Annotated in this window: 35 protein-coding genes and 1 tRNA gene; 26 read left to right on the top strand and 10 right to left on the bottom strand. The window is 32.7% G+C overall.

Features of this window, described 5'->3' with window-relative positions:
- Positions 1–36 precede the first annotated feature (36 nt).
- Positions 37–684 (top strand): response regulator, encoded by a 648-nt coding sequence (locus tag DWQ18_04550; GenBank protein ID RDJ34170.1) that lies wholly within the window; start codon positions 37–39, stop codon positions 682–684.
- On the opposite strand, the gene DWQ18_04545 is transcribed toward DWQ18_04550, so the two are convergent.
- Entirely contained in the window at positions 685–1,911 is a 1,227-nt protein-coding gene (locus DWQ18_04545; protein RDJ34169.1) for a TIGR00300 family protein, read from the bottom strand.
- 141 nt (positions 1,912–2,052) lie between these two features.
- Between DWQ18_04545 and DWQ18_04540 the strand changes: the two genes are divergently transcribed.
- Positions 2,053–2,682 carry a hypothetical protein gene (locus DWQ18_04540; GenBank protein RDJ34168.1) on the top strand — a complete coding sequence of 210 codons (630 nt, stop codon included), beginning with the start codon at positions 2,053–2,055 and terminating at the stop codon, positions 2,680–2,682.
- Here DWQ18_04540 and DWQ18_04535 read toward each other — a convergent pair.
- Positions 2,679–3,026: a hypothetical protein gene (locus DWQ18_04535; protein RDJ34167.1), complete on the bottom strand. Its 348-nt coding sequence runs from the start codon at positions 3,024–3,026 to the stop codon at positions 2,679–2,681. The two genes, DWQ18_04540 and DWQ18_04535, sit on opposite strands and share 4 nt — an antisense overlap.
- Positions 3,027–3,099: 73 nt before the next feature.
- Here DWQ18_04535 and DWQ18_04530 point away from each other — a divergent pair, with 73 nt between their 5' ends.
- Positions 3,100–3,405, top strand: coding sequence for a hypothetical protein (locus DWQ18_04530; GenBank protein ID RDJ34166.1), 306 nt, complete (start codon positions 3,100–3,102; stop codon positions 3,403–3,405).
- On the opposite strand, the gene DWQ18_04525 is transcribed toward DWQ18_04530, so the two are convergent.
- Together DWQ18_04525 and DWQ18_04520 are read right to left on the bottom strand one after the other, a co-directional pair.
- On the bottom strand, positions 3,402–3,629 hold the full coding sequence (locus DWQ18_04525; protein ID RDJ34165.1) for a hydrolase: 228 nt from the start codon (positions 3,627–3,629) through the stop codon (positions 3,402–3,404). The genes DWQ18_04530 and DWQ18_04525 overlap by 4 nt on opposite strands.
- A gap of 9 nt (positions 3,630–3,638) precedes the next feature.
- Positions 3,639–4,169 carry an HD domain-containing protein gene (locus DWQ18_04520; protein ID RDJ34164.1) on the bottom strand — a complete coding sequence of 177 codons (531 nt, stop codon included), beginning with the start codon at positions 4,167–4,169 and terminating at the stop codon, positions 3,639–3,641.
- A gap of 195 nt (positions 4,170–4,364) precedes the next feature.
- Here DWQ18_04520 and DWQ18_04515 point away from each other — a divergent pair, with 195 nt between their 5' ends.
- The 6 genes from DWQ18_04515 (at position 4,365) to DWQ18_04490 (ending at position 6,266) form a co-directional block, all read left to right on the top strand.
- Positions 4,365–4,916: a cob(I)yrinic acid a,c-diamide adenosyltransferase gene (locus DWQ18_04515; GenBank protein RDJ34163.1), complete on the top strand. Its 552-nt coding sequence runs from the start codon at positions 4,365–4,367 to the stop codon at positions 4,914–4,916.
- 26 nt (positions 4,917–4,942) lie between these two features.
- Positions 4,943–5,019, top strand: a tRNA-Phe gene (locus DWQ18_04510).
- 58 nt (positions 5,020–5,077) lie between these two features.
- Positions 5,078–5,329: a hypothetical protein gene (locus tag DWQ18_04505; GenBank protein RDJ34162.1), complete on the top strand. Its 252-nt coding sequence runs from the start codon at positions 5,078–5,080 to the stop codon at positions 5,327–5,329.
- Positions 5,330–5,364: 35 nt separating this feature from the next.
- On the top strand, positions 5,365–5,604 hold the full coding sequence (locus DWQ18_04500; protein RDJ34161.1) for a hypothetical protein: 240 nt from the start codon (positions 5,365–5,367) through the stop codon (positions 5,602–5,604).
- Positions 5,598–5,816, top strand: coding sequence for an Lrp/AsnC family transcriptional regulator (locus DWQ18_04495; protein RDJ34160.1), 219 nt, complete (start codon positions 5,598–5,600; stop codon positions 5,814–5,816). The genes DWQ18_04500 and DWQ18_04495 overlap by 7 nt, the downstream gene beginning before the upstream one ends.
- Positions 5,817–5,852: 36 nt before the next feature.
- A complete protein-coding gene (locus tag DWQ18_04490) occupies positions 5,853–6,266 on the top strand; it encodes a methylmalonyl-CoA epimerase (GenBank protein RDJ34159.1) in 414 nt (137 codons plus the stop codon).
- Here DWQ18_04490 and DWQ18_04485 read toward each other — a convergent pair.
- Positions 6,263–6,649, bottom strand: a complete 387-nt coding sequence (locus tag DWQ18_04485) for a hypothetical protein (GenBank protein ID RDJ34360.1) — start codon at positions 6,647–6,649, stop codon at positions 6,263–6,265. The two genes, DWQ18_04490 and DWQ18_04485, sit on opposite strands and share 4 nt — an antisense overlap.
- Before the next feature lie 32 nt (positions 6,650–6,681).
- Here DWQ18_04485 and DWQ18_04480 point away from each other — a divergent pair, with 32 nt between their 5' ends.
- Positions 6,682–6,912 carry a hypothetical protein gene (locus DWQ18_04480; GenBank protein RDJ34158.1) on the top strand — a complete coding sequence of 77 codons (231 nt, stop codon included), beginning with the start codon at positions 6,682–6,684 and terminating at the stop codon, positions 6,910–6,912.
- Here the strand turns inward: DWQ18_04480 and DWQ18_04475 are convergent.
- Both DWQ18_04475 and DWQ18_04470 read right to left on the bottom strand, forming a co-directional pair.
- Positions 6,909–7,286: a hypothetical protein gene (locus DWQ18_04475; GenBank protein ID RDJ34157.1), complete on the bottom strand. Its 378-nt coding sequence runs from the start codon at positions 7,284–7,286 to the stop codon at positions 6,909–6,911. The genes DWQ18_04480 and DWQ18_04475 overlap by 4 nt on opposite strands.
- A gap of 286 nt (positions 7,287–7,572) precedes the next feature.
- Positions 7,573–8,376: an adenylate/guanylate cyclase domain-containing protein gene (locus DWQ18_04470; GenBank protein ID RDJ34156.1), complete on the bottom strand. Its 804-nt coding sequence runs from the start codon at positions 8,374–8,376 to the stop codon at positions 7,573–7,575.
- Between the two features lie 209 nt (positions 8,377–8,585).
- Between DWQ18_04470 and DWQ18_04465 the strand changes: the two genes are divergently transcribed.
- Positions 8,586–9,428: a hypothetical protein gene (locus DWQ18_04465; GenBank protein RDJ34155.1), complete on the top strand. Its 843-nt coding sequence runs from the start codon at positions 8,586–8,588 to the stop codon at positions 9,426–9,428.
- Positions 9,429–9,636: 208 nt separating this feature from the next.
- Complete coding sequence (locus DWQ18_04460) at positions 9,637–10,845, top strand: threonine ammonia-lyase (GenBank protein RDJ34154.1); 1,209 nt, start codon at positions 9,637–9,639, stop codon at positions 10,843–10,845.
- Here DWQ18_04460 and purE read toward each other — a convergent pair.
- The gene (gene purE / locus DWQ18_04455; protein RDJ34153.1) at positions 10,834–11,421 is read right to left on the bottom strand and encodes a 5-(carboxyamino)imidazole ribonucleotide mutase; all 588 of its coding nucleotides are present in this window, start codon (positions 11,419–11,421) and stop codon (positions 10,834–10,836) included. The genes DWQ18_04460 and purE overlap by 12 nt on opposite strands.
- Positions 11,422–11,651: 230 nt before the next feature.
- On the opposite strand from purE, the gene DWQ18_04450 reads away from it, so the two are divergent.
- The 7 genes from DWQ18_04450 (at position 11,652) to DWQ18_04420 (ending at position 17,712) form a co-directional block, all read left to right on the top strand.
- Entirely contained in the window at positions 11,652–12,500 is an 849-nt protein-coding gene (locus DWQ18_04450) for a TrmB family transcriptional regulator (GenBank protein RDJ34152.1), read from the top strand.
- 48 nt (positions 12,501–12,548) lie between these two features.
- Positions 12,549–13,700, top strand: a complete 1,152-nt coding sequence (gene purK, locus DWQ18_04445) for a 5-(carboxyamino)imidazole ribonucleotide synthase (GenBank protein RDJ34151.1) — start codon at positions 12,549–12,551, stop codon at positions 13,698–13,700.
- Between the two features lie 140 nt (positions 13,701–13,840).
- Positions 13,841–14,647, top strand: a complete 807-nt coding sequence (locus DWQ18_04440) for a TrmB family transcriptional regulator (protein RDJ34359.1) — start codon at positions 13,841–13,843, stop codon at positions 14,645–14,647.
- A 176-nt stretch (positions 14,648–14,823) separates the two neighbouring features.
- Positions 14,824–15,468, top strand: coding sequence for a peptidase (locus tag DWQ18_04435; GenBank protein ID RDJ34358.1), 645 nt, complete (start codon positions 14,824–14,826; stop codon positions 15,466–15,468).
- Between the two features lie 79 nt (positions 15,469–15,547).
- Positions 15,548–16,594, top strand: a complete 1,047-nt coding sequence (locus DWQ18_04430) for a GHKL domain-containing protein (GenBank protein RDJ34150.1) — start codon at positions 15,548–15,550, stop codon at positions 16,592–16,594.
- A 59-nt stretch (positions 16,595–16,653) separates the two neighbouring features.
- Positions 16,654–17,046 carry a hypothetical protein gene (locus tag DWQ18_04425; GenBank protein RDJ34149.1) on the top strand — a complete coding sequence of 131 codons (393 nt, stop codon included), beginning with the start codon at positions 16,654–16,656 and terminating at the stop codon, positions 17,044–17,046.
- Between the two features lie 141 nt (positions 17,047–17,187).
- Positions 17,188–17,712, top strand: coding sequence for a DedA family protein (locus tag DWQ18_04420; protein ID RDJ34148.1), 525 nt, complete (start codon positions 17,188–17,190; stop codon positions 17,710–17,712).
- A 4-nt stretch (positions 17,713–17,716) separates the two neighbouring features.
- On the opposite strand, the gene DWQ18_04415 is transcribed toward DWQ18_04420, so the two are convergent.
- On the bottom strand, positions 17,717–18,532 hold the full coding sequence (locus DWQ18_04415; protein ID RDJ34147.1) for a TrmB family transcriptional regulator: 816 nt from the start codon (positions 18,530–18,532) through the stop codon (positions 17,717–17,719).
- A 91-nt stretch (positions 18,533–18,623) separates the two neighbouring features.
- Here DWQ18_04415 and DWQ18_04410 point away from each other — a divergent pair, with 91 nt between their 5' ends.
- The 4 genes from DWQ18_04410 to DWQ18_04395 all read left to right on the top strand — a co-directional run bounded on the left by DWQ18_04410 (position 18,624) and on the right by DWQ18_04395 (position 21,941).
- Positions 18,624–19,298: a nucleotidyltransferase family protein gene (locus tag DWQ18_04410; GenBank protein RDJ34146.1), complete on the top strand. Its 675-nt coding sequence runs from the start codon at positions 18,624–18,626 to the stop codon at positions 19,296–19,298.
- Between the two features lie 248 nt (positions 19,299–19,546).
- A complete protein-coding gene (locus DWQ18_04405; GenBank protein RDJ34145.1) occupies positions 19,547–20,521 on the top strand; it encodes an LLM class flavin-dependent oxidoreductase in 975 nt (324 codons plus the stop codon).
- Entirely contained in the window at positions 20,514–21,623 is a 1,110-nt protein-coding gene (locus DWQ18_04400; GenBank protein ID RDJ34144.1) for a thiolase family protein, read from the top strand. Before DWQ18_04405 ends, DWQ18_04400 begins: the two co-directional genes overlap by 8 nt.
- A gap of 3 nt (positions 21,624–21,626) precedes the next feature.
- Positions 21,627–21,941 (top strand): hypothetical protein, encoded by a 315-nt coding sequence (locus DWQ18_04395; GenBank protein RDJ34143.1) that lies wholly within the window; start codon positions 21,627–21,629, stop codon positions 21,939–21,941.
- Here the strand turns inward: DWQ18_04395 and DWQ18_04390 are convergent.
- Positions 21,935–22,756 carry a hypothetical protein gene (locus DWQ18_04390; GenBank protein RDJ34357.1) on the bottom strand — a complete coding sequence of 274 codons (822 nt, stop codon included), beginning with the start codon at positions 22,754–22,756 and terminating at the stop codon, positions 21,935–21,937. The genes DWQ18_04395 and DWQ18_04390 overlap by 7 nt on opposite strands.
- 84 nt (positions 22,757–22,840) lie before the next feature.
- On the opposite strand from DWQ18_04390, the gene DWQ18_04385 reads away from it, so the two are divergent.
- The 3 genes from DWQ18_04385 to DWQ18_04375 all read left to right on the top strand — a co-directional run bounded on the left by DWQ18_04385 (position 22,841) and on the right by DWQ18_04375 (position 24,546).
- On the top strand, positions 22,841–23,203 hold the full coding sequence (locus tag DWQ18_04385; protein RDJ34142.1) for a hypothetical protein: 363 nt from the start codon (positions 22,841–22,843) through the stop codon (positions 23,201–23,203).
- 130 nt (positions 23,204–23,333) lie between these two features.
- A complete protein-coding gene (locus DWQ18_04380; GenBank protein ID RDJ34141.1) occupies positions 23,334–23,909 on the top strand; it encodes a resolvase in 576 nt (191 codons plus the stop codon).
- A gap of 190 nt (positions 23,910–24,099) precedes the next feature.
- Positions 24,100–24,546: a hypothetical protein gene (locus DWQ18_04375; protein ID RDJ34356.1), complete on the top strand. Its 447-nt coding sequence runs from the start codon at positions 24,100–24,102 to the stop codon at positions 24,544–24,546.
- The last annotated feature ends 48 nt before the right edge of the window (positions 24,547–24,594 follow it).

Below are 24,594 nucleotides of genomic sequence, written 5' to 3'. Positions count from 1 at the left end.
GCTAGTCTTTTAATAAAGAAAAAAATTATTTGATTTATGATAAGGGCAGTAATCGTAGATGACGATAAAGAAACTGTGATGCTCTTTAGTGAACTATTACAGAGTAATGATATCGAAGTGGTAGGTACTGGGTACAATGGACAAGATGCAACATTTCTTTATCAAAAACTAAAACCAGATGTAGTATTTCTGGATGTAAATATGCCTGTTTATGATGGAATTTATGGATTAAAGAGAATCAGAGAGATGAACAATGAGGCAGTAGTGATTATTACAACAAACAAGATGACAATTAGCAGTCAGCTGGCGTTAAACAAGTTAAAACCATCTGCAATAATTCGAGAGCCAATAGACATTGATGAGATTCTCAGAACAGTAAATCAGCTATGTGCCCCTTCATTAGATTCTGAACAGAATATGAAACAAACAATCGTGACTTTGGCATTAAAGAACACCCTGTTAGAATTAGGAGTTCAAGAATATGACAAGGTAGTATCTTTACTTCAAAAGGATCACAATGCAACACTTGAAGATTGTTACCAAAATCCTGAATATCTTAAGCAAACATTACAGGATTTATTTGGAAATTCATATCACGATATTTTGATATCACTAAACAACAACATGAAAGAAATTTCAAATCAACAGGATATCAAGGATTTTCTTCAGGTTTTAGAGAACTAGTTATTTCTTTAATCTTTTAATCTCATTAGTCACTAGAGGCAAAAATGCGCCAATATCAGATACTATTCCCAATGCCTGCCATGTACCTCTATCCATTAATTTAGTCACGGTTGGCTGACTGATATCTACAACAATTACCTTTACATCTGCAGGAAGCATATTTCCAGTTGCAATAGAGTGCAACATTGTTGAAATCATCATCACCATGTTTGCATCCTTTAGAACTTCTTTGTATCTTCGTTGTGCCAAAGCAATGTCCGTAATTACATCAGGTAATGGACCATCATCTCTAATTGAGCCAGCAAGAACAAAGGGAATTTTCTTTTTCACACATTCATACATGATTCCTCGTCGAAGTTTTTTTGTCTTAACCATATTGGAAATAGAACCTGCTTTGAATACAGCATTGATAGTATCCATATGATTTCTGTGACCTCTAACTGCAAGTGTTCCATCAGAGACATTCATTCCTAATGATGTTCCTAGTGTTGCATATTCTATATCATGAACGGCAAGGGCGTTTCCTGCCAATACTCCATCGATGTATCCTTTACGAATTAACTCTGCCAAAGAATCTGCTGCGCCAGTGTGGACAATTGCAGGCCCACCTACGACGATTATCTTGCCACCATTTTTTTTAATCTTGATAATGTCTTCAGCTACTCTTCGTGCAATGTGTTGAGTCGGTCTTTCACTTGAGCTGCTACTTCCCATGAATTCAAAGACATTGATTCCTTCTCTAGGCCTTTCTGGGGGAGTTACCTTGATTCCAGATTCTCCAACTACTACCTTGTCTCCTTTTTTGACATCTCTAATTGGAACACAAAAAGCCCTGTTGCCTTTAACGACAATACACTTGTCCATCATCATATTTTCTACAACTATCCATTGATTCTTGTAAAAGAGGCTAGTTCGATTGTTAGTTGTACTGTAGAAATTCTCGGGCATAACCATGTTTTTAGGTGCTGACTTTACTTTGATCTCTTTTTGAGTCTTTGATGTAGCGCCCTCTCGATAAACTAAGTCTAAAATTTTATCCAAATGTTTTTGATTTTTTCCTTTTACCGATAATAGTGCATAACTTTCATCCTTCTTTTTCTTGCCAATGTCTATGGTTAATACCTCAAACTCTCCATTGACATCCATGATTTTATCAAAAATCTTTGTAAGAATTGAAGAATCTATTAGATGTCCGCGAACTTCAATTTCTTGCCTGTATTTTGTCATTTATTATAAAAAGTCTAGGCGATAACTAAAGGTTTACTGTGAAAAATTTGATTTATTAGTAAATGGGCAGAATATATCAAAATTTGTTGTTCACTATGGACAGCAGATTCCTTAACTTAATTTTATGATAAAGAGTTCTAAATGCTAATTACAAATTCCGATAAAATAGAAAATTTCAATGAAAATGAGATCATTCGAATTTCAAAAGAGTACCCAAAACCAAAGATACTAGATAATGTAACAGTTCAAGCAAAGACAAAGGGGTTAGACATGAATTTTGCCTCTAGAAGAAAATGGGGAGAGGTAAAAGGTGAGGTAACTCATCAATATCTAAAGTTTGTAAACGCCCATCTGCTTGAAAGACTGGAACATATTAACAAAATGAAGGAGATAAAAAACAATTTGGATTCTGAGATAGAACTACTCCAAACAAATGAGATTACAAATTTAATGATTTTTCCAGACATATCAATAAATGAATTAAATCAGAATGAGATTTCTGAGCTATCAGAATATATGAAATTACAAAAAGAGATTGCAGAATCAAAGATCGACTACTACAAAAACAAGATAAAATCTGCAAATGAGGAATTACAAGAAAAAGAGTGGCAACTCCAAGAGATAGACAAAAAACAGTCAAAGACAGAACCAGAGTCTGAAAGAATCGTTAAAGAAGAACTAAATTCATTATTAAAAAAATACGGCATAAAGGAATTAACATATGCTATCGATGTAATCACATCCACAAAACGAAAAAGAAAAACAGACTAGACAGGAAGAGTTACTTTTCCTTTATACTCTGGAACAGAATCTTTTTCAAATATTTTGATTAATTCGTCTCTCTGTTCCTTTGAAACACCTTGCACCAGAGCTTTGGTTATTCCATTTTTATCAACAATGCTTACAATGTAACCACTTGTATCAGTAAGGACAAAACCTGATGACTCATCAACTATTGCATAAAGATTCTCTTCACCAACTGGTTCCCAAACATTTGTTTTATTATCAATCAAGGCCAATGCTGGCATTGCCTTCCCATTAGTCAACGAATTAAGATATTCCCTTGATTGTGCGACTCTTTTTTGCCCCAGTCTTAAAGCAGAAAAGTATTGCATGATTTATCAAATGTGAGTAATTATAAAAATCATGACTCAAAAGATTGTTATAATTAATTAGAATCTGAAAAACATGCCACTAACTAATAATGTGATTATAAGACTAAATGAGATTACAACATTTGTAGAAAACAAGGAATCCTTGCAACAATCAGAAGTTGAAGAGATTAAAAAAATATTCAAGGATATTTTGCAATCAGGAGAAAGGTATGATTCAGAAGAGATAGAATCATGGTTTGAAAATGAGGGCTCTTGGAAAAATAAAGATGTCAGGGTACGATTAGCAAATTTGTCACATTATGTTCAAAGCAAATATGAGCAACTAGATAGATTCAGGGTGATTTCTGACAATCCAGATTCTTGCGGTTGTGGAAATTAGATCTCTAGTTGTTCTAGTAATCTAGTAACGATTTTAGCATTTTCAGTTCTCTCCTTGAGTATTTCATCCAATCTTTTATTCTGGGACATCTTTTTCTTTGAAGCAATGATTTGAAAATATTCTTCATCTAGATCATTGTTTGCTTGCAATCTCTTGATTATTTCAAACAAAATACCAATTACTTGTTTTTGAGCTTCAATTAACTCGTCTTTATCATCAGTCATTTTGAATGATTATTGTTCATTTAACATGTTATTCAAAATTTCTTTTAGTTTAGGATTTGATATGTATGGTAATGAAGAATCCAAAAACTCTTGAATTAATTTCTCATTTGTTTCATTAGAATATTTGATTGCTTGTATAGCCATTTCGAATTTGTCAATTTCATGAACCACAAGTGACTCACTAGAAGATTTGTTAAGATATTCTTTCCAAATTTCAAAATATTCTTTATTGATTGAATCGGGCAAATCTTGCAATATGTCTTTGATTGTGTCCTCTTCTAATTTTTCCTTGTTGAGTTTGGAAGCCTGTTCAGGAGTCAAGTCTCCCGTTATGGATTCGGCCAAATCATGCAATAAGGCCATTTTAATCATTTTAGCTGTGTCCAGTTTTAGCAAATCCCCAAGAAACATTGCAATAACGGCCATAGAGTATGAATGATCTGCAACTGATTCTGGACTAGTGAGATTGAGTTTGTCAATCCAGCCTTGTCTAGGAACTGTTTTTAGATTTAATACGTGATGAAAAAAGTTTGAAAGCAAGTTAGTATTTTCTGGTATCGCCTTCAAGTAAACCAGACCCGTGATGAATTCTGTCAATGTGTTTTGAAAGGTCTTCTTTATTTTCAAAAACAGAGTCACAGTAAGGGCAAGCCTTTGAGGTCATACTGCAGAATCTGGTTTACTTTTTATTAAACGATTCGAACGAAATAATATCCTCATTTTAAAATAGTTCTTATGAAAATTTATACAAAAACAGGGGACGATGGTACTACAGGACTGCAAAGCGGGCCAAGAGTTTCAAAAACAGATTCACGAATAAAGGCATACGGGATTGTTGATGAAATTAACTCCATACTTGGAATTGCATTAACATTCGAATTAAAAGAAGATATCAAAAAAATCCTTACAAGAATTCAAAATGAGTTGTTTGTTTTAGGTTCTGATTTATCAAATCCCGATTTAGAACACAAAGAAAACCGAATCGAGGTAAAAATGATAGAGAATCTAGAACAAGATATTGACAAACTAGAAGAAAATTTACCACCACTAACAAATTTCATACTTCCTGGAGGAAATCAAGCTGCTTCACAAATACATTTTGCCCGTACAGTCACAAGACGTGCAGAAATTCAAACAGTAGAGTTGTCAGAAAATCAAAAAATCAATAAACTCTGTATAACGTATCTGAATCGTCTGTCAGATCTACTATTTGTTATAGGCAGAACAATTAACAAACAAAATAATGTTTCAGATGTTATTTGGTCATCTGGAAAAGATACGCTTTAATGCCACAGCTTAAAAAGGACGAATGTGCCAGGGTAGCTCAGCCCGGGAGAGCACTCGGCTGAAGACCGAGCTGTCGCGCGTTCAAATCCCGCCCCTGGCACCAAATCTCGGATCCTACACAATATTTAATAACATCACATCCTCTTGTTTTTCCGACATTCATGGTTGAAAAAAAATCTAAAAAGACATCTGCAAAAAAAACAAAGACTGAATCAAAATCAGCAAAAAAATCAAAACCTGCTAAAACTCAATCCAAATCAAAATCTAAAAAATCAAAGAATAAAGAAGAACCAATTGAGGACTCAGGACTAGTAATTGTAGAAGATGATTTACAAGTTGATAAGGAAAAAGAAAATGAAGAGAGAAGAGCATACTTAGAAGAAGCTCGTTCCCAAGAATCATTTGACGATTAAGCAATCTTTATCCAGTATGAGCATGTTTAGATAATATGCGTGCATTGTGTCTTATTACAGTTAAACCTGGCAAAGTAGATACAGTTGTACAAGTATTAAAAAAGAAAAGAAAGATTGTAAAACAGATTATGGTCGTTACTGGAAGGGCTGACATTTGCACATTACTTCAGGGAAGTATGGACGAGATAAATAACATGGTCATTGATTTTAAAAAAGTTAAAGAGATTGTTACAACAGAAACTCTAATTGAAGTCGAGGTGAATTTAGGTTGGTAAGAGCTGTTATTTTAGTAAAATCACCAAAAAAGCTTATTGCAGCCAGATTAAGAAAGGTAAAGTCAATCTATGACTCATTTCCTGTTAGTGGTCAATTTGATGCAGTAGCCTTTGTTGAAGTTAGTGATCTTGTAAAAATTAAACAAATTACTACAGAAATCCAAAAAATTTCTGGAGTCGAGCGAACCGAGACCATGATTGAAGTGCAATAACAAAAAGCATTTAACACTCAGGAGTACAGATAATACGTGAACGTAAAGAAGGTTGGCAATGTCATTTTAGCAGTTAAAGACATCGACAAATCCATTGATTTCTATCATAATAAGATAGGATTACCCATTAAAAGGCAAAGAAGATCTTGGGTAGACTTGGGAAGCACTGGAGCAATTTTGAGCCTTCATCCAGCATCACTAACAGCCGAACATATAGGAAGTTCTATTGAAAACGGGATTACGATAGGTTTTCTTGTTGGGGACGTTAAATCAGCAGTTGAAGAATTACGTAGTAAGGGAGTTAAAATACACAGAGAGATTGTTGAAAGAGAAGCTGGAAAAAATGCCATAGTTTTAGATCCAGATGACTATCTGGTATCTTTATTTGAACCAAACTTTGGAGACAAAGATCAGCAAACTGGTGGCTATCACGGATTTACACCAGCTTAGATAATTTTTTTAATTTTTAAAATTAGTTTGTCAGGAGTCTTTTCTTTGTTGTCAATAGAGACATAAAATGTAATTTTGTTTTTTTGTAAAAGAATAATTGAGACCTTTTCATGTTTTAAAACAACATATTCAAGCTTGCCTACTGCGGAAGCTGCATTCTGTCTCAATGTGATTAGTGTAGACATGATAAAAAATTCATTCTTTACTTGTTCAGATTTTAAAAGTGGTTTAATTCCAGGTTTTACCATACCAGTTAATGTTCTACCATATTCATTGATGACTCCTGCATATCGAATATTATCTGATACTTTGATAATGCTCAGACATTGTTTCCTAAGTTTGAGAATTGTATCATTCCACTTGTCTTGAGGAGTTTTTACCACAATTCTTGTTTGAGTAGAAATTATTAAGCATATTGCCAAAAAGATATCAAATATTGAAAAAACAGTTTGATGTGTCTAGTGATTCAATGAAAATAAAGATGCATGTGCTAATGAATTCAGAAGTCAAGAATTACTTGGAAAGTCAAGAAAGGCTGTTTATATCATCATTATTGAAAAATTTAGAAAATGATCATCAAATTAAAGAAAAAGAGATAAAACATTTTCAAGAGATCTACAACAAATATAGAAAATATTTTTCCTAATGATTCGGTTTAGGCTGATTTACTTTTTCTAATTGTTTTTTTAGTTCCTGATTTTCTTTTTGTAATTTGGAGTTTTCGGTTTGTAATGTCTCAATAGAGTTTTCTCTAGAGTATAAAGGGTGTCCAGGTGGAACAATTCCAGGATTGTTCATCTTCAATAAACCAAGTGCCATATTATGATACATTTGTCGAAAATCTTCTAATTTAGGATTTAGAGATGTTCCGTGATTTGTAAATTGTTTTTTGAACTCTGGTCGAATTGGAGATAATGGATGTGTCAATCCAGGAGGAATTCTTGGAAAGTGAAGTGCAGGTAAAGTATTTGGTCCCATTCCATACAGATTCATCATATGTTGAGTAATGTAATAATCCATGTTCAACAAGAATCAGAGGGCTATTTTTGCTTTATTATTGATTTTTACATATACCAGGAGGTGAAGAAGCTGTCATTTTTGCTCAAATCGAGCTGATCGCTGATCCTTATACCCCATGATATTTTGATCGCTGATACAATATGTCAGAAAATATCACAAAGACATGTATGAGATGCAAAAGAAAAATTGTCGAAAAAGATTTGCATAAAATTGTTATTTATGTGGTTAATGAAAAATTTACAGAACACCACTATGAACACATAGAATGTCCAGATAGATTTACAGTTTAGTTGTGATGTTGATATACTTTGTAAATATTTCCAGTGGTTCTACTTCTGTATCTCCACTCGTGGTTTTTCCATATCACTTCACTGAAAAACTTTTGAGAAGCTGGATGGATTCTTGAGTACACATCATCACCAATTAAGATTTGATTTGGTTTAGCAAGTGATTGTATTTTTGCAGCAATATTCATCGGAGGACCCATCAAGTCTACACGTGATTTCTTTTCGTCGGCACCATATCGAATTACTATGTTTTTTCCAAAGTCAATTCCAATCTTTACTTTAAGATCGGGATAATCATATTGATTCAAAATTGGATTGATTCCTTTTTCTATAACAGTGATAATGGATTTAGCGCAGTTTATTGCATTATCAGATGCTCGAAGAGAGTTATCTTCTGCAACAAAATAACCAATAACTGCATCACCGACAAATTTTAACACATATCCATCATATTGCCTAATGACAAAGGCCATCTCTTGAGCAAAAGAGCTAATTATTATTGCAAGTTTGTCTTCTGGCATTTCCAGAGTCATAGTAGTAGAACCCACTAAATCCACATACAAAACAACCATGTCTATTCTAGAAAACACATGTTTTCTCAAAAATGCATCAGATTCATCAGGACTACCTGAATACTCATATCCTTTCTTTAATGCTGCCCAAACTCTCTTTTGAGTTTCTTTGATCAAAGTTTCAGAATCTACTACTAGCTCATTTTTTTTGCTAAGAAGCATATCGACCACATTTGGAGAACCTTGTTCTGATTCATCGGAATTTTGTTCATCATATTCTTTTTTTGACATAAACTATCACCTATTCTAATGGAAAATCCACTCCACAGATAGGGCATCTGCCTCGTTTTCCCTTATATTTATCATTGAAATATTGAACAATTTCAGCATTGCAATTCCAACATACAATTTTTTCAATCTCCAATAATGAATAACAGTGATTTTTCTATTTAAAACAATGTTCTTGAAAGATTTAATGTAGTATACACTAAAGGATCATAATGAGGCTAGGGAATAGAACAAATGATGAATTTATTCAATCATTAAACCAAACTAATGAACAAATTCAGAATTCATTTTTAGAGCATATTAAAGAATTAACCAATACAGTAAAAATCAAAGTTATGCTTGGCGATAGCACCATCACCGAACAATCAACATTTGATCCTAAAAAGATAAGTGACTATTACAAAAAAATTACTGAAAGTCTTGAAAATTGGCAAATTCAAGATATATCAATATCAAATAATGAAGATGTTAGGAGAATATTTACAAAATTTGAAACAAAGATTGGAAATTATATAATTTCAGGACATTTATCCATACAATTTCATGTTTTATTATACTATAGACCGGATAATCGAGTAATAAAGATCCAAAAGGAGCTTGCAGATTTGATAGACAATACAAAAGATAAAGAAATTCAACTCTCAGAGATGGGCGATGAGTTTGTTTTATCAAAACTAAAAGAAATGGGATATACTAATTTAACACATCAGAACTTATTTGAAATTTTTTATGACAATGATGAATTAAGAGAGAAAATCTACAATGAAGTTGAAGGAAAAACAGATGTAAATTTCAAAGAATTATCCAATAAAAAGACTCAATTATTTAATGAATTGGATAGTTTCTTATTAGAAACATATCAAACATCTCCAGTTTTAATCGATGATACAAAATTAATTGCCGGAGAAGAAGGTTCTCTCTGTACCTTTGATTTGGAATTTGTAAAAAATAATGTTAAAGAAGGATTATTTGATCCAAAAAAAATTTCAGAGAAAACTAAACAAGGTATTATTCAAACACTTGAACAGTTTTTGCTAATTATATCCAAAAATTAATTTATGTCAGATTATTTAGAAAATAATTATCGGAGGATCAGCAAACTGAGGCGAGGTTTCCTCAAAGGGGAGAGCTGATCCTCACGACTTGATCTGATCGGTTTGCTCAAAGTATAAAAGATTTTCTTAGAATATCAATAAAATTTGAAACAATATGCACGCGATATGAGAACAAGTCAAATATAGATGATTTAAGCGAATAGTTTTCATGAATCCCACATATGAAGAAATTCAAAAAGCAAACTCCATGCGGGGTTCAGATATTAGAAAAACACCACTGACATTTTCACCAACATTTAGTTCTATGACAGGTGCAGAAATTTATCTAAAATCAGAGTTTCAACAAAAAACAGGTTCGTTTAAAATTAGAGGTGCTTATTATAAAATCAAATCACTAAGTGATGATGAAAAGAAAAACGGAGTGATTGCTGCATCTGCAGGAAATCATGCACAAGGAGTTGCATTTGCAGCATATAGAGAGAAAATTTCATGCACTATTGTTATGCCAAAAAATGCATCACCAGCTAAAGTAGCTGCAACTATTGGATATGGTGCAAAAGTTGTTTTAGAAGGGGCAAATTATGATGAGGCTTGGAAGAAAGCTCAAGAAATTTCAAAGCAAACAGGCGCAAAAATCATCCATGCTTTTGATGATCCTCAAATTATTGCTGCTCAAGGAGTAATAGGATTAGAGATATTAGAAGACCTACCAGATGTAGACGAAGTTTATGTTCCAATAGGAGGAGGAGGTCTAGCCGCTGGAACTCTAATTGCAATAAAATCAAAGAATCCAAAAGTAAGGGTAATTGGAGTTCAATCAGAATCATTTCCAGCTATGAAGGAATCAGTGAATAATGGAAAGATTGTAACCAAAGGTGGAGATAGAACAATTGCAGACGGTATTTCAGTAAAAAATCCAGGAGAGTTAACATATTCAATTATCAAAGAATTGATTGACGACATAGTTCTCGTTAATGATGCTGAGATCATCAAGGCCATGTTTTTGTTAATGGAGAGAGCAAAAATTGTTGTAGAGCCAGCAGGAGCTGTAGGACTAGCATATCTTTTACACAAAAAACCATCCCCTGGAAAAAAAATAGTTACAATTTTAGCTGGCGGTAATGTTGATATGTATCTATTAGGACAAATTGTCGATAAGGGTCTAGCTGCAGTGGGCAGATTATTAAAAATGTCAATACTGTTACCTGATAGACCAGGAGCATTAAAAGAAGTAGTTGATGAGATTACATCTGCAAATGCAAACATTGTAGAAGTGGTTCACGACAGATTAAGTTCTGCTATTAATGCAGGGTCTGCAGGTGTAATACTTAGTTTAGAAACCCAAGGAAAAGACAGTGCAGATAAACTAATTGATCATCTAAAAAGAAAAAACATTCAGTTTAAGTTAATGACTTGATTGTTTGAACTTTTTTTTAACAAATTTACTCAATCCGTGTTTTTTTAATTCATCTGATTCCTTTAGAACAGATTTGTATTGATCAATTTTATGATTTTTCAATTTTTTAGCTAAATCAGGATATTGATTTGCAAGGATTTTCATAGCATAAATTGCTGCATTTGCAGATTTATTCACACCCACACTAACCACAGGTGAGCCTGTGGGCATTTCTGATATTGACAATAAAGAATCAAGGCCGCCAAATGCTGAAAACTTGGATTTTTCAGATTTTTGGTCGTGTTTATCATTGTAAACTAAGATTGGAACTCCAATGACAGGAATAATAGTATGGGAAGCAATCATTCCTGGAAGATGCGCGGCTCCTCCAGCCCCTGCAATTATTACTTTAAAACCGCTTTTTTCAGCATGTTCTGCATATTCAACTAATCTAGTAGGAGTTCGGTGGGCAGAGACAATCTGGTCTTCGTGTTTTACTCCAAATTTTTCTAAAATTTCAGCGGCATTGTGCATGATTCTACTATCTGAACTAGAACCCATAATGATGCCTACAAGGGGTTTTTTGCTATAACTCACAAATCAGAAAGGCGATTTTGATGTTATTATCTATACTGCCCGAAAACAATCTAGGCATATAGATCAAAATTTTTTACCTCTGATAATGCATAAGCATGAAAAAATACGATAATTTATGCCTAAATTTTTGTAAAAAATTGATTCTGTGCCTATTTTGATCGGATATCCGATCAGTCTAATCAAAAGATCTTAACCTTGGCACAATATTAGGATCCCAATATCGATCAGAAATGAACTTGGCTGAAAAACAGATCACCATATTTGATAGTACAGAATCCCTACATCAAGATTATAAAATCAAAGTAGACGAATTACAGGAAAATCTAACAAAATTCAATTTAACTCCCAATCAATCAAAAGTTTACATATTTTTAGGAAAATACGGTTCAAAAACTGCACCTGAAGTTTGCAAAGCATTAAAAATTGCAAGAACTGAAACATATCATCTTTTATCAACTCTTCAGAGCAGAGGGATAGTTTCTGCAACATTTGAGCACCCAATAAAATTTTCAGCATTGCCCGTAGACAAAGCTATGAAGACATTGGTAAACTCAGAAAAAGAGCGGATAAAGAGCTTAGAACAACAGGAAAAAGACATCATGAATATTTGGGAAAAGATTCCAAATTTCCTTTCTAATGAATCAGACAATCATGAAGACAAGTTTCAGATGCTTCAAGGAACAAATCCTATTAAAAGTAAATTAATTGAAATGCTCGACACCACAGAGCATGAGATTCTTTTAATAGGTTCAGAAAAAGATCATCTAAGATTATATCATTCTAATGATTTTGATAAAATCAATAAGAAAAATATTAAGATAAAAATTTTAACAACATGTACAGATAAGACCTCATATGTTTTTGACGAGATAAAAAATAAAGAATTAAAACAAATTACTAAAGATATGGATAAAAAAACATGTTTTGTAATAAAAGATAAAAAAGAAATCATATTCTATACCAAAAATAATCATAAGAGACCTGATGATTCATCAGCCATGTGGACTGATTCTACTGCAATGATTTCTTCAATGGAATTATTGTTTGAACTCATGTGGAAATCTTCCAAAGTAATTTAACAGTAATACAGCATTAACTATTTTTAGTCGATTAATTAGGAAAACAGTATGGCAGTAATTCTTGGGATCATAGGCGGCGGACAGCTTGGAATGATGCTCACAGAAGCTGCAAACAAAATTCCTGAAAAAATCTCCAAAGTTATTGTACTTGATCCTACTGAGAATTGTCCAGCATCAATTGTGGGGGCTGAACAGATAGTCGCAGATTTCAAAGATGAGAGGGCCATTCAAGAATTAGCAGAAAAAGCAGATGTTTTGACATATGAGATAGAATCTGGAAATAGCAAGGTTCTAAAAACTTTGGAATCTAAAGTAATAATCAACCCATCACCAGATACTCTGAAAATTATTCAGGACAAATATACTCAAAAATTATTTTTACGTCAAAACGAACTTCCAGTCGGGGATTTTATCAAGATAGAATCCAAAGAGGAATTGGAATATAATTTACAAAAATTTGGTTTTCCAGCATTGTTAAAAATTCGAAGGGATGCATATGATGGCAGAGGGAATTATAAGATAAACAATCAAAGTGAAATTCAAAATGCAATTAATTACTTTGAAGGAAAACCCACATACCTAGAAAAATTTGTTGATTACAAAATGGAAGTATCTGTAATTGCGGCAAGAAACACACATGGAGAGATCAAAACATTTCCAGTAGTTGAAAATATTCATGAAGATAATATTTTAAAGATGACGATAGCACCAGCTAGAGTACCAGATAAAATATCAGAAAAAGCAAAAGAAATTGCAATCAAAACAATGGATGTGTTAAAGGGTGCAGGCGTTTTTGGAATAGAGATGTTTGTTACAAAAAATGATTCAATCTTAATTAATGAAATTGCGCCACGGGTACATAATTCGGGTCATCACACATTACAGTCTAGCAAAACATCTCAATTTGAACAACACCTGAAAGCAATTTTGGGATTGGATTTAGGAGATACAGATTTAATTTATCAAACAATAATGTGCAATATTCTAGGACCAAAAAATTTTCAAGGAAAATACAAACCATTGAAAATTTCACAAAAAAATATTTTTTTGAAAATGTATCATAAATTAGAATCAAAACCTCAACGTAAGATGGGTCATTTTAATATGGTAGATTTTCAAAATAGTGAAACAATTACTAATATGATAGAGAAGGTTGAAGAGATTAATGAAGAACTGACTCTACAACCTATAGATGAATAAAATGTCAGTTCAAAAAATTACATACTAGGGGAAATAACCATCCAAATAATCATTAGTTTGGGAAAAATGGTCATAACGACAAACAACAACCAACAAAAACAACAAAAAATTCAGACAATTTTTGAATGGAGGCAAACAAAATGAGTACAGAATCAAATCTGGCTACAGAATTGTCATATTTTGGATTGGATGAAACCGATTCAAAGATGTACCTGGGCCTACTAAGAATAGGTTCATTAACTGTAGGCAAGATTTCGACAAAATTAGAAATTGATAGAGGTAAGGCATATCGCTCTCTTAACAAATTAAGAGACATGGGTTTGATTACAACTACATTTTCTAATCCAACAATTTGCGAAGCAGTAGCACCATCTGATGCACTCACATCGGTAATTCAACGAAAAGAAGACGAAGTAACAACTATGCAAAAGCTCTCACGAAAAATTATCGCAGAGTTAAAAGAACTCAAACGCCCAGAAGAGATTTCAGAAGTTTCTTCAATCTCTATCGTACAAGGACGTTCCAACATATATTCCAGAATTGGAAAAATGATCCAAGAGTCATCAAAAACCATCTACATAATGACTACCGCAGAAGATGTACTTAGAATGTATCATACTGCAATTCCTGAGAAGATAAAACTCTGTAAGAAGAATGGAGGGACAGTCAAGGTTCTCACATATGCAGAAAGTGACAACATCATACCACTGATAGACAGACTAGGCGCTCAAGAGACAAGGATAGGAAAACTACCATCCAAAAGCAGAGTAATTGTTGAAGAGAAAGGACAACTCATCATGTCAGGATCAATAAAGGAAACAATGGATCTTAATGAAGACACAGACTCAATTCTGTATACAAATTCTGCAGAGATGATAAACAACATGCACAGTCTTTGCCAGCACCTTTGGAAGAAAGCAAAGCCACTAAAAGTTCTGAATGCTTAATGGTAGATCTTTTGAAAACTACCACAAATTTTTATTATTTTAGTACCAAATTCAGTTTATTTCTTCGCACAAGCTTGTTATTAAATAAAAAAATTGTCCAAATTACATAGGATGGGGAAAAAATGTTCGAGCCATTAATAGAAATTACAAACATTCGAATCATCTTGGCTTTAACTATGTTAGGAATTGCATCATACACAGATGTTACTAAAAGAGAAATTAATGATTTGATATGGATTGTGTTTAGCATTTCTGGAATTGCACTATTATTTTTAGAACCAGATTTTATGGATAGTATCTATTTAATGGCAATTTCATTAATAATTGCTCCATTTGTTTTACTTATCTGGAGATTAGGATTGTTTGGTGGAGCGGATGCATTTGCAATAATATCTTTGGCAATACTTGCACCACAGATTTCACTTTCGGAAAATATGATCAGTCCGTTTACTGTTTTAACAAATGCCGTAATTTTTTCAATTATTCCAATGTTTGTTAATTTTTCAAGAAATCTAATTTTAATTGCTCAAAAAAAGAATATTTTTGAGGGGTTTTCGGAAACAAAAAGTAGAAGAATTCTTGCGATGTTTATTGGATACAAAGCATCAAATCCAAAGTATTGCTTTTCTATTGAAAAAAAGGCAGGAAAAATGAAAAAATTGAATTTATCTCTTCAACACGCAGAATATGCAAAATTCTGCAGCAAACCTGACACATGGGTCACTCCCGGTATTCCCTACATGTTGTTTATTTTAGGAGGATTTCTGGTTCAATTATTCTATGGAGATATTATTTTCAGTTTATTTGGATTATTTACATAAATTATCGTAAAAAATTTGTGTGTTTGAATACAACAAACATAGGATAATAGGAAAAGTTTCAGAAATTAAATCGAGTATATTGCAGGTACCAAAAGAAGAAATCCCTAATGAAAATTTAGCAGAATTAACCGCAAAGGCGTATTATGAATTAGGTATTGCAAAATCTGAAATGGAGGAAAAAGAATCCCTCATTAAGGAATTAGCTCAACAATCAAGTGAACTTTTCAATAAAGAAAAGAAAATGAGTACAGACGTTAAAGAGAAAATATTATTTTTACAAGAATTAGCTTCATCGTTAAGTAAGAAAAATGAAGAACTGGAAAGAAAAAATAAAGAATTAGAAAAACAAAAAGAACAAAATGCAAAATTAACAATAGACCTTAGAAAAAATTTGGAGAAGGTATTAGTTAAAGAAAAAGAGATAGAAATTCACAGGGATCAATTAGCAAGACAAGTGGATGAAAAATCAGGAGAGTTAGAAAAATCAGAAAGGCTAGCCGTAATAGGAGAACTAGCGTCAAGAATGGCCCATGATTTGCGAAATCCACTATCCACAATAAAAAACGTAGTTGAAATCATTGAATCAAAACCAAGAATGAAAATTGAAGAAAAATTGCAGTATTATGGAAAATTAAGAAGAGCGATTGAAAGAATGTCTCATCAAGTAGATGATGTATTGGATTTTGTTAGAACCACAGAATTAACTTTAGAACCAACATCCATTCTCAATATTATTAGAATGTCAAAAGATAACATCATAATTCCGAATGATGTAACAATAAATATTGAACAGAATGATGCCAGAATTTATTGTGATAAAAGAAAACTGGAAGCAGTTTTTACTAATTTGATTATGAATGCTATTCAAGCAACAGACACAGTAGGTACAGTTAATGTAAGAATAATGGACAACGGAGCTGATGTAATGGTGGCAGTAGAAGATTCAGGTAAAGGAATTCCAAATGACATTTTACCAAAGATTTTTGACCCATTATTTACAACAAAACAAACTGGTACCGGGCTCGGATTATCAATTTGTAAAAATATCATAGAACAGCATAATGGCAGTATTAGTGTAAAAAATCATCCCACAACCTTTGTTGTGAGACTACCTAAGAATTCATAGTGTTAAAAATAATTAAAAATCATTATAGATTTATTAATTACAAATAAGGCCAGCGTGATATGGCACTAAAAGTTTCGATGATTTTAGCAGGAATTTCAATAGGCTTGCTTGTAATTTATGCCGCAGATGTTGCTGCGGGTATGATGTCAGAAGATCGTGTAGGATTTTTACCATTTGATCATATGGCTCGCGGAGTCGGTCTTGGAATGCCATCAATAATTTTGCCAATTGTTGCATTTTTCATTTCTAGAAAAGAACCTTCCAAGGGATTGGGCGGATTAATCATTATTGCAGGAATTCTGATAATAATTGGAGGAATAGTTGTGTTAGCTATGCCTTCACCAGTAGAAGCTGGTGCTGAAGAAAGAAGTGTGATATCTCAAGTTGGTCCTCTATTTGGAGCAGGCGCATTCATTACTGCATTAGGTGCCATAAAGTTAAAGAAATCATAAAAAAAGATGATTTATGCCGATTTGTGCCAAATGCGGTACCGAAGTATCTAAGGTACGTGATTGTGAACATACCAATGACCAAGAGTATTGTACTGAATGCTATACAGAACTTCATTATTATCTGACGGAACAGGAAAATAATTGAATGAGATAGAATCATTAATTCAATGGATTACAGAGTTAATTTCAGAGCACCTTTTTTTAGGAGTATTTTTAGCAGCATTAATTGAAACTGTTTTTCCACCAATACCCACATTAGCAATTTTTCCAGTTGCAGGATACATAGCATCACAAAGTGGTGCGGAATTATTGCAAGTCATAATACTAGGAATTGTTGGAGGTATTGGTGCGACAATTGGTTCTACTGTGATTTATTTTGTAGCATATTTTTTGGGAAGAAAAGCACTTTTGAAATACCTCAGATATGCTAGAATTTCTGAAGAAAAATTAGTCAAAATTGAAAGTTGGTTTGAACGACATGGGGACAAAACAGTATTTTTTGGAAGGATGGTTCCAGTCATGAGGGAGATGATTTCAGTTCCTGCAGGATTATTAAAAATGAATATTGGAAAATTTCTATTATTCACATTTTTAGGATCCTGTGTGTATAGCACAGGAGTAATTCTAGCAGGATATTATTTTGGCATTTCAGTATTTGGAAATTAAATTATTAACTTACGATTGTAGTTTTTGTCTTCTTCCAAATTTGCTCACATAGACTAAACATATTTTCTATCATTTCTAAAGAATCTGAATAAAGAATTGATTCAGATTGTTCAGTTAGAGAGTTTGTTTCTTTTATTGCTCCAGACATGAGCAAATGTGCTTTTTTTTCTACAATAATACGACTCTTAGATGGAAGAGTCCCAATCCGTATATTGGATATGCCGTACTGACTCGAAAGATTTTGTAATATGCCCGAGTTAGCATCTACTGCAATATTGATACTCACATTTTTTTTAATTGCAAGATTGATTTTTTCAGGAATTGCGGTTTGAAACATTCTTGATAGGTCATCAGCAGTAGTTACTAGATAGACAGTATTTTGAGCATCTTGAATTAATTTTCCAATTCTTGCATAAATGCTATTTCTACCTTCAATAATTGAGAATGCAGATGCTGCTTGAGACATAGTCGGTCTAGTTATTTGTTCTAATTCTTTTTCAATAGTTTTTGCAGCATGTTTCAATTCTGTAATTTTTGTCTTTTTTTTCTCTATAATCATCATAAATGCTTCTTCGGGTTTGACTGCTTCACAAGATGTGATTTTAGAATTATGCAAGATTACCATTCCCAAATCTTGTAATCGCTCCATTGCACGATATATTTTTCCGCGATCAACTTCAAGTTTTGTTGCAAGTTCACTCATAGTAGATGGACCAAATTCTAATAATGTAAGATAAATTTCAGCATCAGTCTTTTCCAATCCAAAATAAGATAGTTCATCTTTGATCTCTTGATAAAGATCAGAATCAAATGCCCCCATCAGTATGAGAATATGAGTATTCTAGTAATTAAGTAATTCATAGCACCTAGGATTGCGATAAGTTTGAATGTAATTTAGAATTAGAAAAGATATGAAAGCAGTGATACTTGCAGGGGGAAGAGGAAAAAGACTCAAACCCATAACAGATTATGTTCCTAAACCACTAATTCCACTCAACAATGTTCCAATAATTGAATGGCAAATAAGATATTTGAAAAAATACGGCATCAATGAATTCATTATTTGTACAGGATATAGAACTGAACAAATTAAAAATTTTCTAGACACAAAAAATAATCTGCAAGTCAAAATACGATTTTCAGAAGAAAAAACACCACTTGGTACTGGAGGTGCAATAAAAAAATTAAGAAAATGGATTAAAAATGAATCATTCATTGTAATAAATGGAGATGTAATAACAAACATCAATATTAACAAACTAAAATCTAAAACTAATACAATTGCATCAATTCAATTAAAGACGAAATTTGGTATTCTGGATGTAAAAGATAATAAAATTATTAATTTTTCAGAAAAAAAACAAGTAGAAAATTTGTGGATGAACGCAGGAATATATCATTTTTCTGATAAAATTTTCAAAGATCTCCCATCTAAAGGAGATATTGAAAAAACAACATTTCCAAAATATGCAAAAGAGCAAAAATTAAACATAACAAAATTTGAAAATGTAGAATGGTATTCCATTGACTCATTCAAAGATATGGAAGATTGTTCTGGAAGGATTAAAAAAATAATAAAAAATTAAGCTCCGGTTCGGTGTAGAGTTACCATCATGTATGCCATTTCGTTAACAAACGATTCATCGTCTTGTACAGCTGCTGCGTACTTAGTGGCATAATGCCAAAAGGTTTTTTTTTCAGATTTATTTTCTTTAAATTCTTGAATTGACATTGCCTATATTCGTGATTTCAATTTCATAATCTTCTGCCTCAATGATTATTTACCTAATGCTAAAAGAGATAAACTAGAATAGGATTCAATTATTTGTTAAACATGGGTATTTCTTACAGTTTAGGCTCAGTATTATCAATAAATGAAGTAATGGAATGTGCTACTATCATAGGAAAGCACAGTCCAGATACGGTATGGATTCCCGAAACTTGGGGAATGGAAAATTTTTCTATGCTCACCATGGCTTCACAGAAAATAAACAATGCACGAATAGGGTCATCCATCATCAACATCTATTCTAGAAGTCCGGCACTAATAGCAATGGGAGCAGTAACAGTGGATACAATTTCTAAAGGTCGATTAATACTTGGGTTAGGAACCAGCAGCGTTCCAATAGTAGAGGATTTTCATGGAGGCAGTTTTAAAAATCCTCTATCTAGAATGAGTGAATATATTGACATCATAAATTTGGTAGTGTCAAAAAAGAAAATAGATTTTACAGGTAAATTCTTTAATTTGAAAGGATTTACTCTTTTAGTAAAACCAATTCGAGAAAAAATCCCCATCTATATTGCAGCAGTTAATCGAAAAATGACTCAACTTGCATGGGATAAAGCAGATGGAGTTATTTTTTACCTAAGACCCCTAAATGAATTAAAAGAGACAATCAAAAAATTTCAATCGAAACGAAAAATTGATGTCGGTTGTCAAATAATTACCGCCATAGATAACGACGCAGAAAAAGCTATTGAGAGGGCAAAAATAACATTAGCATTTTACGTCTCAGTTGGGAAAATTTATCGTGAATTTCTAGAAAAAAATGGATTCGCTAATGAAGTAAACAATATTTATGATGAATTCAAAATATCGGGATTAAAATCTAATCATGAATTAGTCACTGATGGGATGTTGAAAGCACTAACTATTTGTGGAACTCCTAATGACGGAATAAAAAAAATTGAGGAATTCACAAATTCAGGAGTAACTCATCCAATTTTACAATTTAATCCAGTTGGAGAAGTTCATGATTCCGTTAAAACACTAACAAAAACATTTTCTGGTATAGGATATGAATAACGTTAGTATCGTAGGGCATGGAAGTACAAAATTTACTACAGAAGATGTTTCTATTGAAGAACAGATGGTAGGTGCCGTCAAAAACCTCTTTGACAACACTAAAAATCTAACACAAAAAGAAATTGACGGGGTTTTAATTTCCACAAACAGTAATTCAAAATACTTGTCAGCAATAATTTCAGAAACACTAGGGATCGAGCCAAATGTTTCTCACACAGTGGAAAGTCTATGTAACTCTGGAACAAATGCTATTGTTTCAGCTGCCGCCCATGTTAACTCAAAAATTGCAAAAACCATCTTAGTTATCGGAGGAGACAGACATGATAGTCCAGGTCAAATTTTGGAATGGGATCAAGCAAGAGGAGAATTCAAACATCCAATTTTTTGGGCATCCATTTTTACTAGTGCATACAAACGGGTAAACAAAGTTAATGATGAGCAACTAGCGCTTGTATCTGTAAAAAATTACAAAAATGCTAGAGATAACCCCAATGCATATTCAGACAAAGTCATCAGTGTTGAGGATGTGTTATCTTCAAAGAGATTAACAGATGATCTTAGAATTTTAAATTGTTCAAGACCTTGTGCTGGTGCATCAGCAATTCTTTTGGCAGACAATGAGATAGCGAAAAAATTCACAGATAACCCAATTAAAATTCAAGGAATAGGCCAAAAAACAATTTCTGCTAGTTTTACCAACAATCCAAATTTAACAAATATGTATTCAACCTCTTTAGCTTCAAAAATGGCATTTGATGCCGTAGGATGGTCTCCTTCAGATATTGAAGTCATGGAATTACATGATGCGTTTTCAGTATGTGAGCCGATGGCTCTTGAAAGTATTGGAATTACTAATCTTGGAAATGGAATGTCGTTTCTTGAAAATATGATCAAAACAAATGAAAAAATCATCAATCCAAGAGGAGGATTAATCGGAGCAGGTCATCCATTAGGTGCAACAGGAATTGCACAAACAATTGAGATAGTCCAACAATTACAAGGCACCGCAGGTAAAAGACAAGTAGATTCTCCAAAAAAAGGATTGATTCACAATATGTCTGCTGCTGCAACATCTTCAACGATATTACTATTGGAGTCGTAAATTATGGAGAATTATACCGACGAAGAATTTATGGTAAGTGAATGTATCAAATGCAAAAAAATCAATTGGCCTTCGTTAAAATTTTGTAAAAATTGTCTAAGTTCAAACACACTAAGGAAAGGGAATAACATTGGGAGAATTATCGAATACTCAAAAAATGACCAAGGGTATTTTGGAATTGTGGAATTTGAAGGACAAATACGATTGATCTGTTATTTCAATCAAATTAACAATCCTAAGATAAATCAAGAAGTAATATTACAAAAAATTAAAAAAAATAAGTCAAACTATTCATTTGAAGTATCACAACATTACTGAAATTTTGTAAAATAATATGGTGTGTCAGTTTGTTGATCAAATGTCCAGCTAGTAGGTACTTCAAGTATTTCTTGCACAGTTAGTCCAAAATCATTAATAATTTGTGACCAGCCACCATTTGATGAATCTCCAGAAAATTGTTTTTTAGAATGTGTTCCTGCTAAAACAAATCCAGATTCTTCTGCAAGAGGAGTTTTTTGAATTTTTGTGAGAACGTTTGCGACAAGCATTTCTCCTTGCTGAGGTAGTCCTCCAATAAAAAACTCAGGTTTAGATAAATTAATTGAGTCATAATCAAATTCCATAGCATCACTACACATTGGATGAAATCTTTGCGAAACATTTGACTGAATTTTATTTTGTAGTTGAATTAGACTTTCATCAATTTCGATTGAATAAGACGTCAAGTTGAGAATACTTCCGCAATACGCTATTCTTCCATCTCCAGAGCCAATATCAATTAATTTTTCATACCCAAGGGTTTTTGATGATAAGGCAAGTAAATATCCAGAAAGGATCCAAGTAGGATAAAATGGCTGGTAGCTAGAATCATGTTTCAAACTGTTAATCCAATAATCGTTAATGTCGCCCTCGTAAATTCGACAGGGAGTATCATTTAGTTCCATATCAAAAGAATTGTGATAAATTGGATTTGATTCAGCAAATTCAATTAATTTTTGTAAATGCTCTTTATCAATAGGAAATGAATCAGAGGAGACTAAAGGCAAGAATTCCTGAATGTGGCTGTTGCCTGCATAATTTTTGTAAAATTCCTGTTTGAGAGTAATGAAATTTTTTGCTATTTCTTGGATCAGTTTTATCACTTTCTGAGGCTTTTTGGTTTATTGATTTTATATTGTTAATAAAACTCTATTAATTTAGAAAACATACCATAGAATATGAATTACGAAAAATTTTGCTCAGATATTTTAAAAATCGATAATAAAATTAGATTCGCTGCAGTTTTTGATCAATGGGCTCAAAAAGTTGGTGGCGGTATGCGTGAAGGAGTAAAAAGTCTACTAAGTGAAAGGTCTGAAAAAGAACTTGTCAATCTATTAATTCTCAATTGGAATTCAAGAAAGAATATCTCAAAATGGGTAGGAAAAACAAAATACACATTAGATGAATATGACACAATTAAGAGATTTTCTTTTTATTTAGGAAATGATCATTTGTTATTGGTCAGTACAGAGATAGATCTCAATACAGATGTTGTTGTAGAAAATGTCATAAAACTTTACTATAAAAATAAATCTTAATGAATTTCAAAAAATACTATTCCTAAGATAAAATTTAATTGAATTCTACTTTCGCAAATTCGTTAGATTTCATTGAGTTATTATGTAATTACCAAGAGTTCTATATTCAGATCCTAGTGGAATTCAAAAGATGAAAACAAAAACCATACCCATAACATCAAATCAAGCTGTTTCAATAGAACAAATATCAAAGAATAATAAAAAAATAGCAAGGACTAGAAGGCAAAGAGGATATCATTGGGAAGATACTATCGTGAAGAGATTCAACAAATTGGAAAATTGGGAAGCATTCAGATTAGGTTCCCCAAGTGTAGCACTACCAGATATTTTGACTGTAAATAATCAAGAAAGAATACTATTCACTATCGAGGCAAAATCAGGAACCAACAATACATTACAAGTTCCTTATGATCAGATATCCAGGTGTTTGAAATGGACAGAAACTTTCAAGGTGTACAAAACGAGAAATGTGATATTGGCATTCAAATTTTTATCAAAAAAGAGGATCGGTGTAGGACAGTATGAAAGTAGAGAATTACGTGAATTTTTCAAAGTTTGGCATAAAGGAGATGAGATTATGGATTGTGTGTGCACTTATGAGGGGGAAGTATATGGCTTGAAGGAAAAAACACGTTTCAAAATTAATCTCAAAGATTATGAAATGCCATTTGAGATAAAAACCCCTAGAGCCAATACTGGGTACTAGTCAAATCATTTTTTAATAGTAAAAGTGAAACAATAGTATGAATAACAATTCCGGTGATTCGGATTCAAACACTCTTGAAAAATTAAAGCGATTAGCGGATTTAATGAAAAAGCAAGAAAATGAATCAGATAATATTTCTACACAAAAATCAGAATCACCAACCGCAGATAACGATAATTCTGAGAGGGAAATGTATGCTAAACCATTGAGAAATGATGTAGTCGAATCTCTTTTACAATCTACAGACGATGAAGAGACAAGTAAATCCCGCCAGAAATATTCTTTTGACGAATTTGTAGATGAACGGATGCTAATCAGTCGAGATTTAATGGGGAAAAAAGAAATGAAGGTCAAGGTTCTCGAAGTTTCAGATGAACATCCACCACTTCAATGGAAGTTTGGAGATAGAGTAAAAGTAAACAAAATTTTGATCACAATAAAACATTTGGAAACTCAACAAATTGAAGAAGGAGAGTGCGACATTGAAGCAATTGAGAAAGAGTTAACTGAAAAAAGACATTATACATCAACTAACAGATGGATTCCTACCAATGAGATAAAAAATGGATATGTAGTAGCCTCACGGCATACATCGTTAATTAGTGATGCTGCCGCATTGGATTACATAGTATTTTAGTCGGGCTTTTAAAAAATTTCAATACTAATTAACTATAATCCAAGTGAA

This window comes from Thermoproteota archaeon, assembly GCA_003352285.1.
Classification (GTDB): Archaea; Thermoproteota; Nitrososphaeria; order Nitrososphaerales; family Nitrosopumilaceae; genus PXYB01.
The sequence above is the reverse complement of the archived record's forward strand: the minus strand, read 5'-3'. Positions and strand labels throughout refer to the sequence as shown.

Excerpts from the sequence above, each read along its gene's own strand:
- DWQ18_04470 (RDJ34156.1), bottom strand. The coding sequence starts at position 8,376 with ATGTCAAAAAAAGAATATGATGAACAAAATTCCGATGAATCAGAACAA.
- DWQ18_04395 (RDJ34143.1), top strand. The coding sequence starts at position 21,627 with ATGGAGAATTATACCGACGAAGAATTTATGGTAAGTGAATGTATCAAA.
- DWQ18_04380 (RDJ34141.1), top strand. The coding sequence starts at position 23,334 with ATGAAAACAAAAACCATACCCATAACATCAAATCAAGCTGTTTCAATA.
- DWQ18_04545 (RDJ34169.1), bottom strand. The coding sequence starts at position 1,911 with ATGACAAAATACAGGCAAGAAATTGAAGTTCGCGGACATCTAATAGAT.
- DWQ18_04465 (RDJ34155.1), top strand. The coding sequence starts at position 8,586 with ATGAGGCTAGGGAATAGAACAAATGATGAATTTATTCAATCATTAAAC.
- DWQ18_04540 (RDJ34168.1), top strand. The coding sequence starts at position 2,053 with ATGCTAATTACAAATTCCGATAAAATAGAAAATTTCAATGAAAATGAG.
- DWQ18_04550 (RDJ34170.1), top strand. The coding sequence starts at position 37 with ATGATAAGGGCAGTAATCGTAGATGACGATAAAGAAACTGTGATGCTC.
- DWQ18_04475 (RDJ34157.1), bottom strand. The coding sequence starts at position 7,286 with ATGGATTATTACATTACTCAACATATGATGAATCTGTATGGAATGGGA.
- DWQ18_04405 (RDJ34145.1), top strand. The coding sequence starts at position 19,547 with ATGGGTATTTCTTACAGTTTAGGCTCAGTATTATCAATAAATGAAGTA.
- DWQ18_04535 (RDJ34167.1), bottom strand. The coding sequence starts at position 3,026 with ATGCAATACTTTTCTGCTTTAAGACTGGGGCAAAAAAGAGTCGCACAA.
- DWQ18_04375 (RDJ34356.1), top strand. The coding sequence starts at position 24,100 with ATGTATGCTAAACCATTGAGAAATGATGTAGTCGAATCTCTTTTACAA.
- DWQ18_04435 (RDJ34358.1), top strand. The coding sequence starts at position 14,824 with ATGTTAGGAATTGCATCATACACAGATGTTACTAAAAGAGAAATTAAT.
- DWQ18_04385 (RDJ34142.1), top strand. The coding sequence starts at position 22,841 with ATGAATTACGAAAAATTTTGCTCAGATATTTTAAAAATCGATAATAAA.
- DWQ18_04530 (RDJ34166.1), top strand. The coding sequence starts at position 3,100 with ATGCCACTAACTAATAATGTGATTATAAGACTAAATGAGATTACAACA.
- DWQ18_04500 (RDJ34161.1), top strand. The coding sequence starts at position 5,365 with ATGCGTGCATTGTGTCTTATTACAGTTAAACCTGGCAAAGTAGATACA.
- DWQ18_04460 (RDJ34154.1), top strand. The coding sequence starts at position 9,637 with ATGAATCCCACATATGAAGAAATTCAAAAAGCAAACTCCATGCGGGGT.
- DWQ18_04515 (RDJ34163.1), top strand. The coding sequence starts at position 4,365 with ATGAAAATTTATACAAAAACAGGGGACGATGGTACTACAGGACTGCAA.
- DWQ18_04440 (RDJ34359.1), top strand. The coding sequence starts at position 13,841 with ATGAGTACAGAATCAAATCTGGCTACAGAATTGTCATATTTTGGATTG.
- DWQ18_04505 (RDJ34162.1), top strand. The coding sequence starts at position 5,078 with ATGGTTGAAAAAAAATCTAAAAAGACATCTGCAAAAAAAACAAAGACT.
- DWQ18_04425 (RDJ34149.1), top strand. The coding sequence starts at position 16,654 with ATGGCACTAAAAGTTTCGATGATTTTAGCAGGAATTTCAATAGGCTTG.
- DWQ18_04525 (RDJ34165.1), bottom strand. The coding sequence starts at position 3,629 with ATGACTGATGATAAAGACGAGTTAATTGAAGCTCAAAAACAAGTAATT.
- purK (RDJ34151.1), top strand. The coding sequence starts at position 12,549 with ATGGCAGTAATTCTTGGGATCATAGGCGGCGGACAGCTTGGAATGATG.
- DWQ18_04415 (RDJ34147.1), bottom strand. The coding sequence starts at position 18,532 with ATGGGGGCATTTGATTCTGATCTTTATCAAGAGATCAAAGATGAACTA.
- DWQ18_04450 (RDJ34152.1), top strand. The coding sequence starts at position 11,652 with ATGAACTTGGCTGAAAAACAGATCACCATATTTGATAGTACAGAATCC.
- DWQ18_04410 (RDJ34146.1), top strand. The coding sequence starts at position 18,624 with ATGAAAGCAGTGATACTTGCAGGGGGAAGAGGAAAAAGACTCAAACCC.
- DWQ18_04400 (RDJ34144.1), top strand. The coding sequence starts at position 20,514 with ATGAATAACGTTAGTATCGTAGGGCATGGAAGTACAAAATTTACTACA.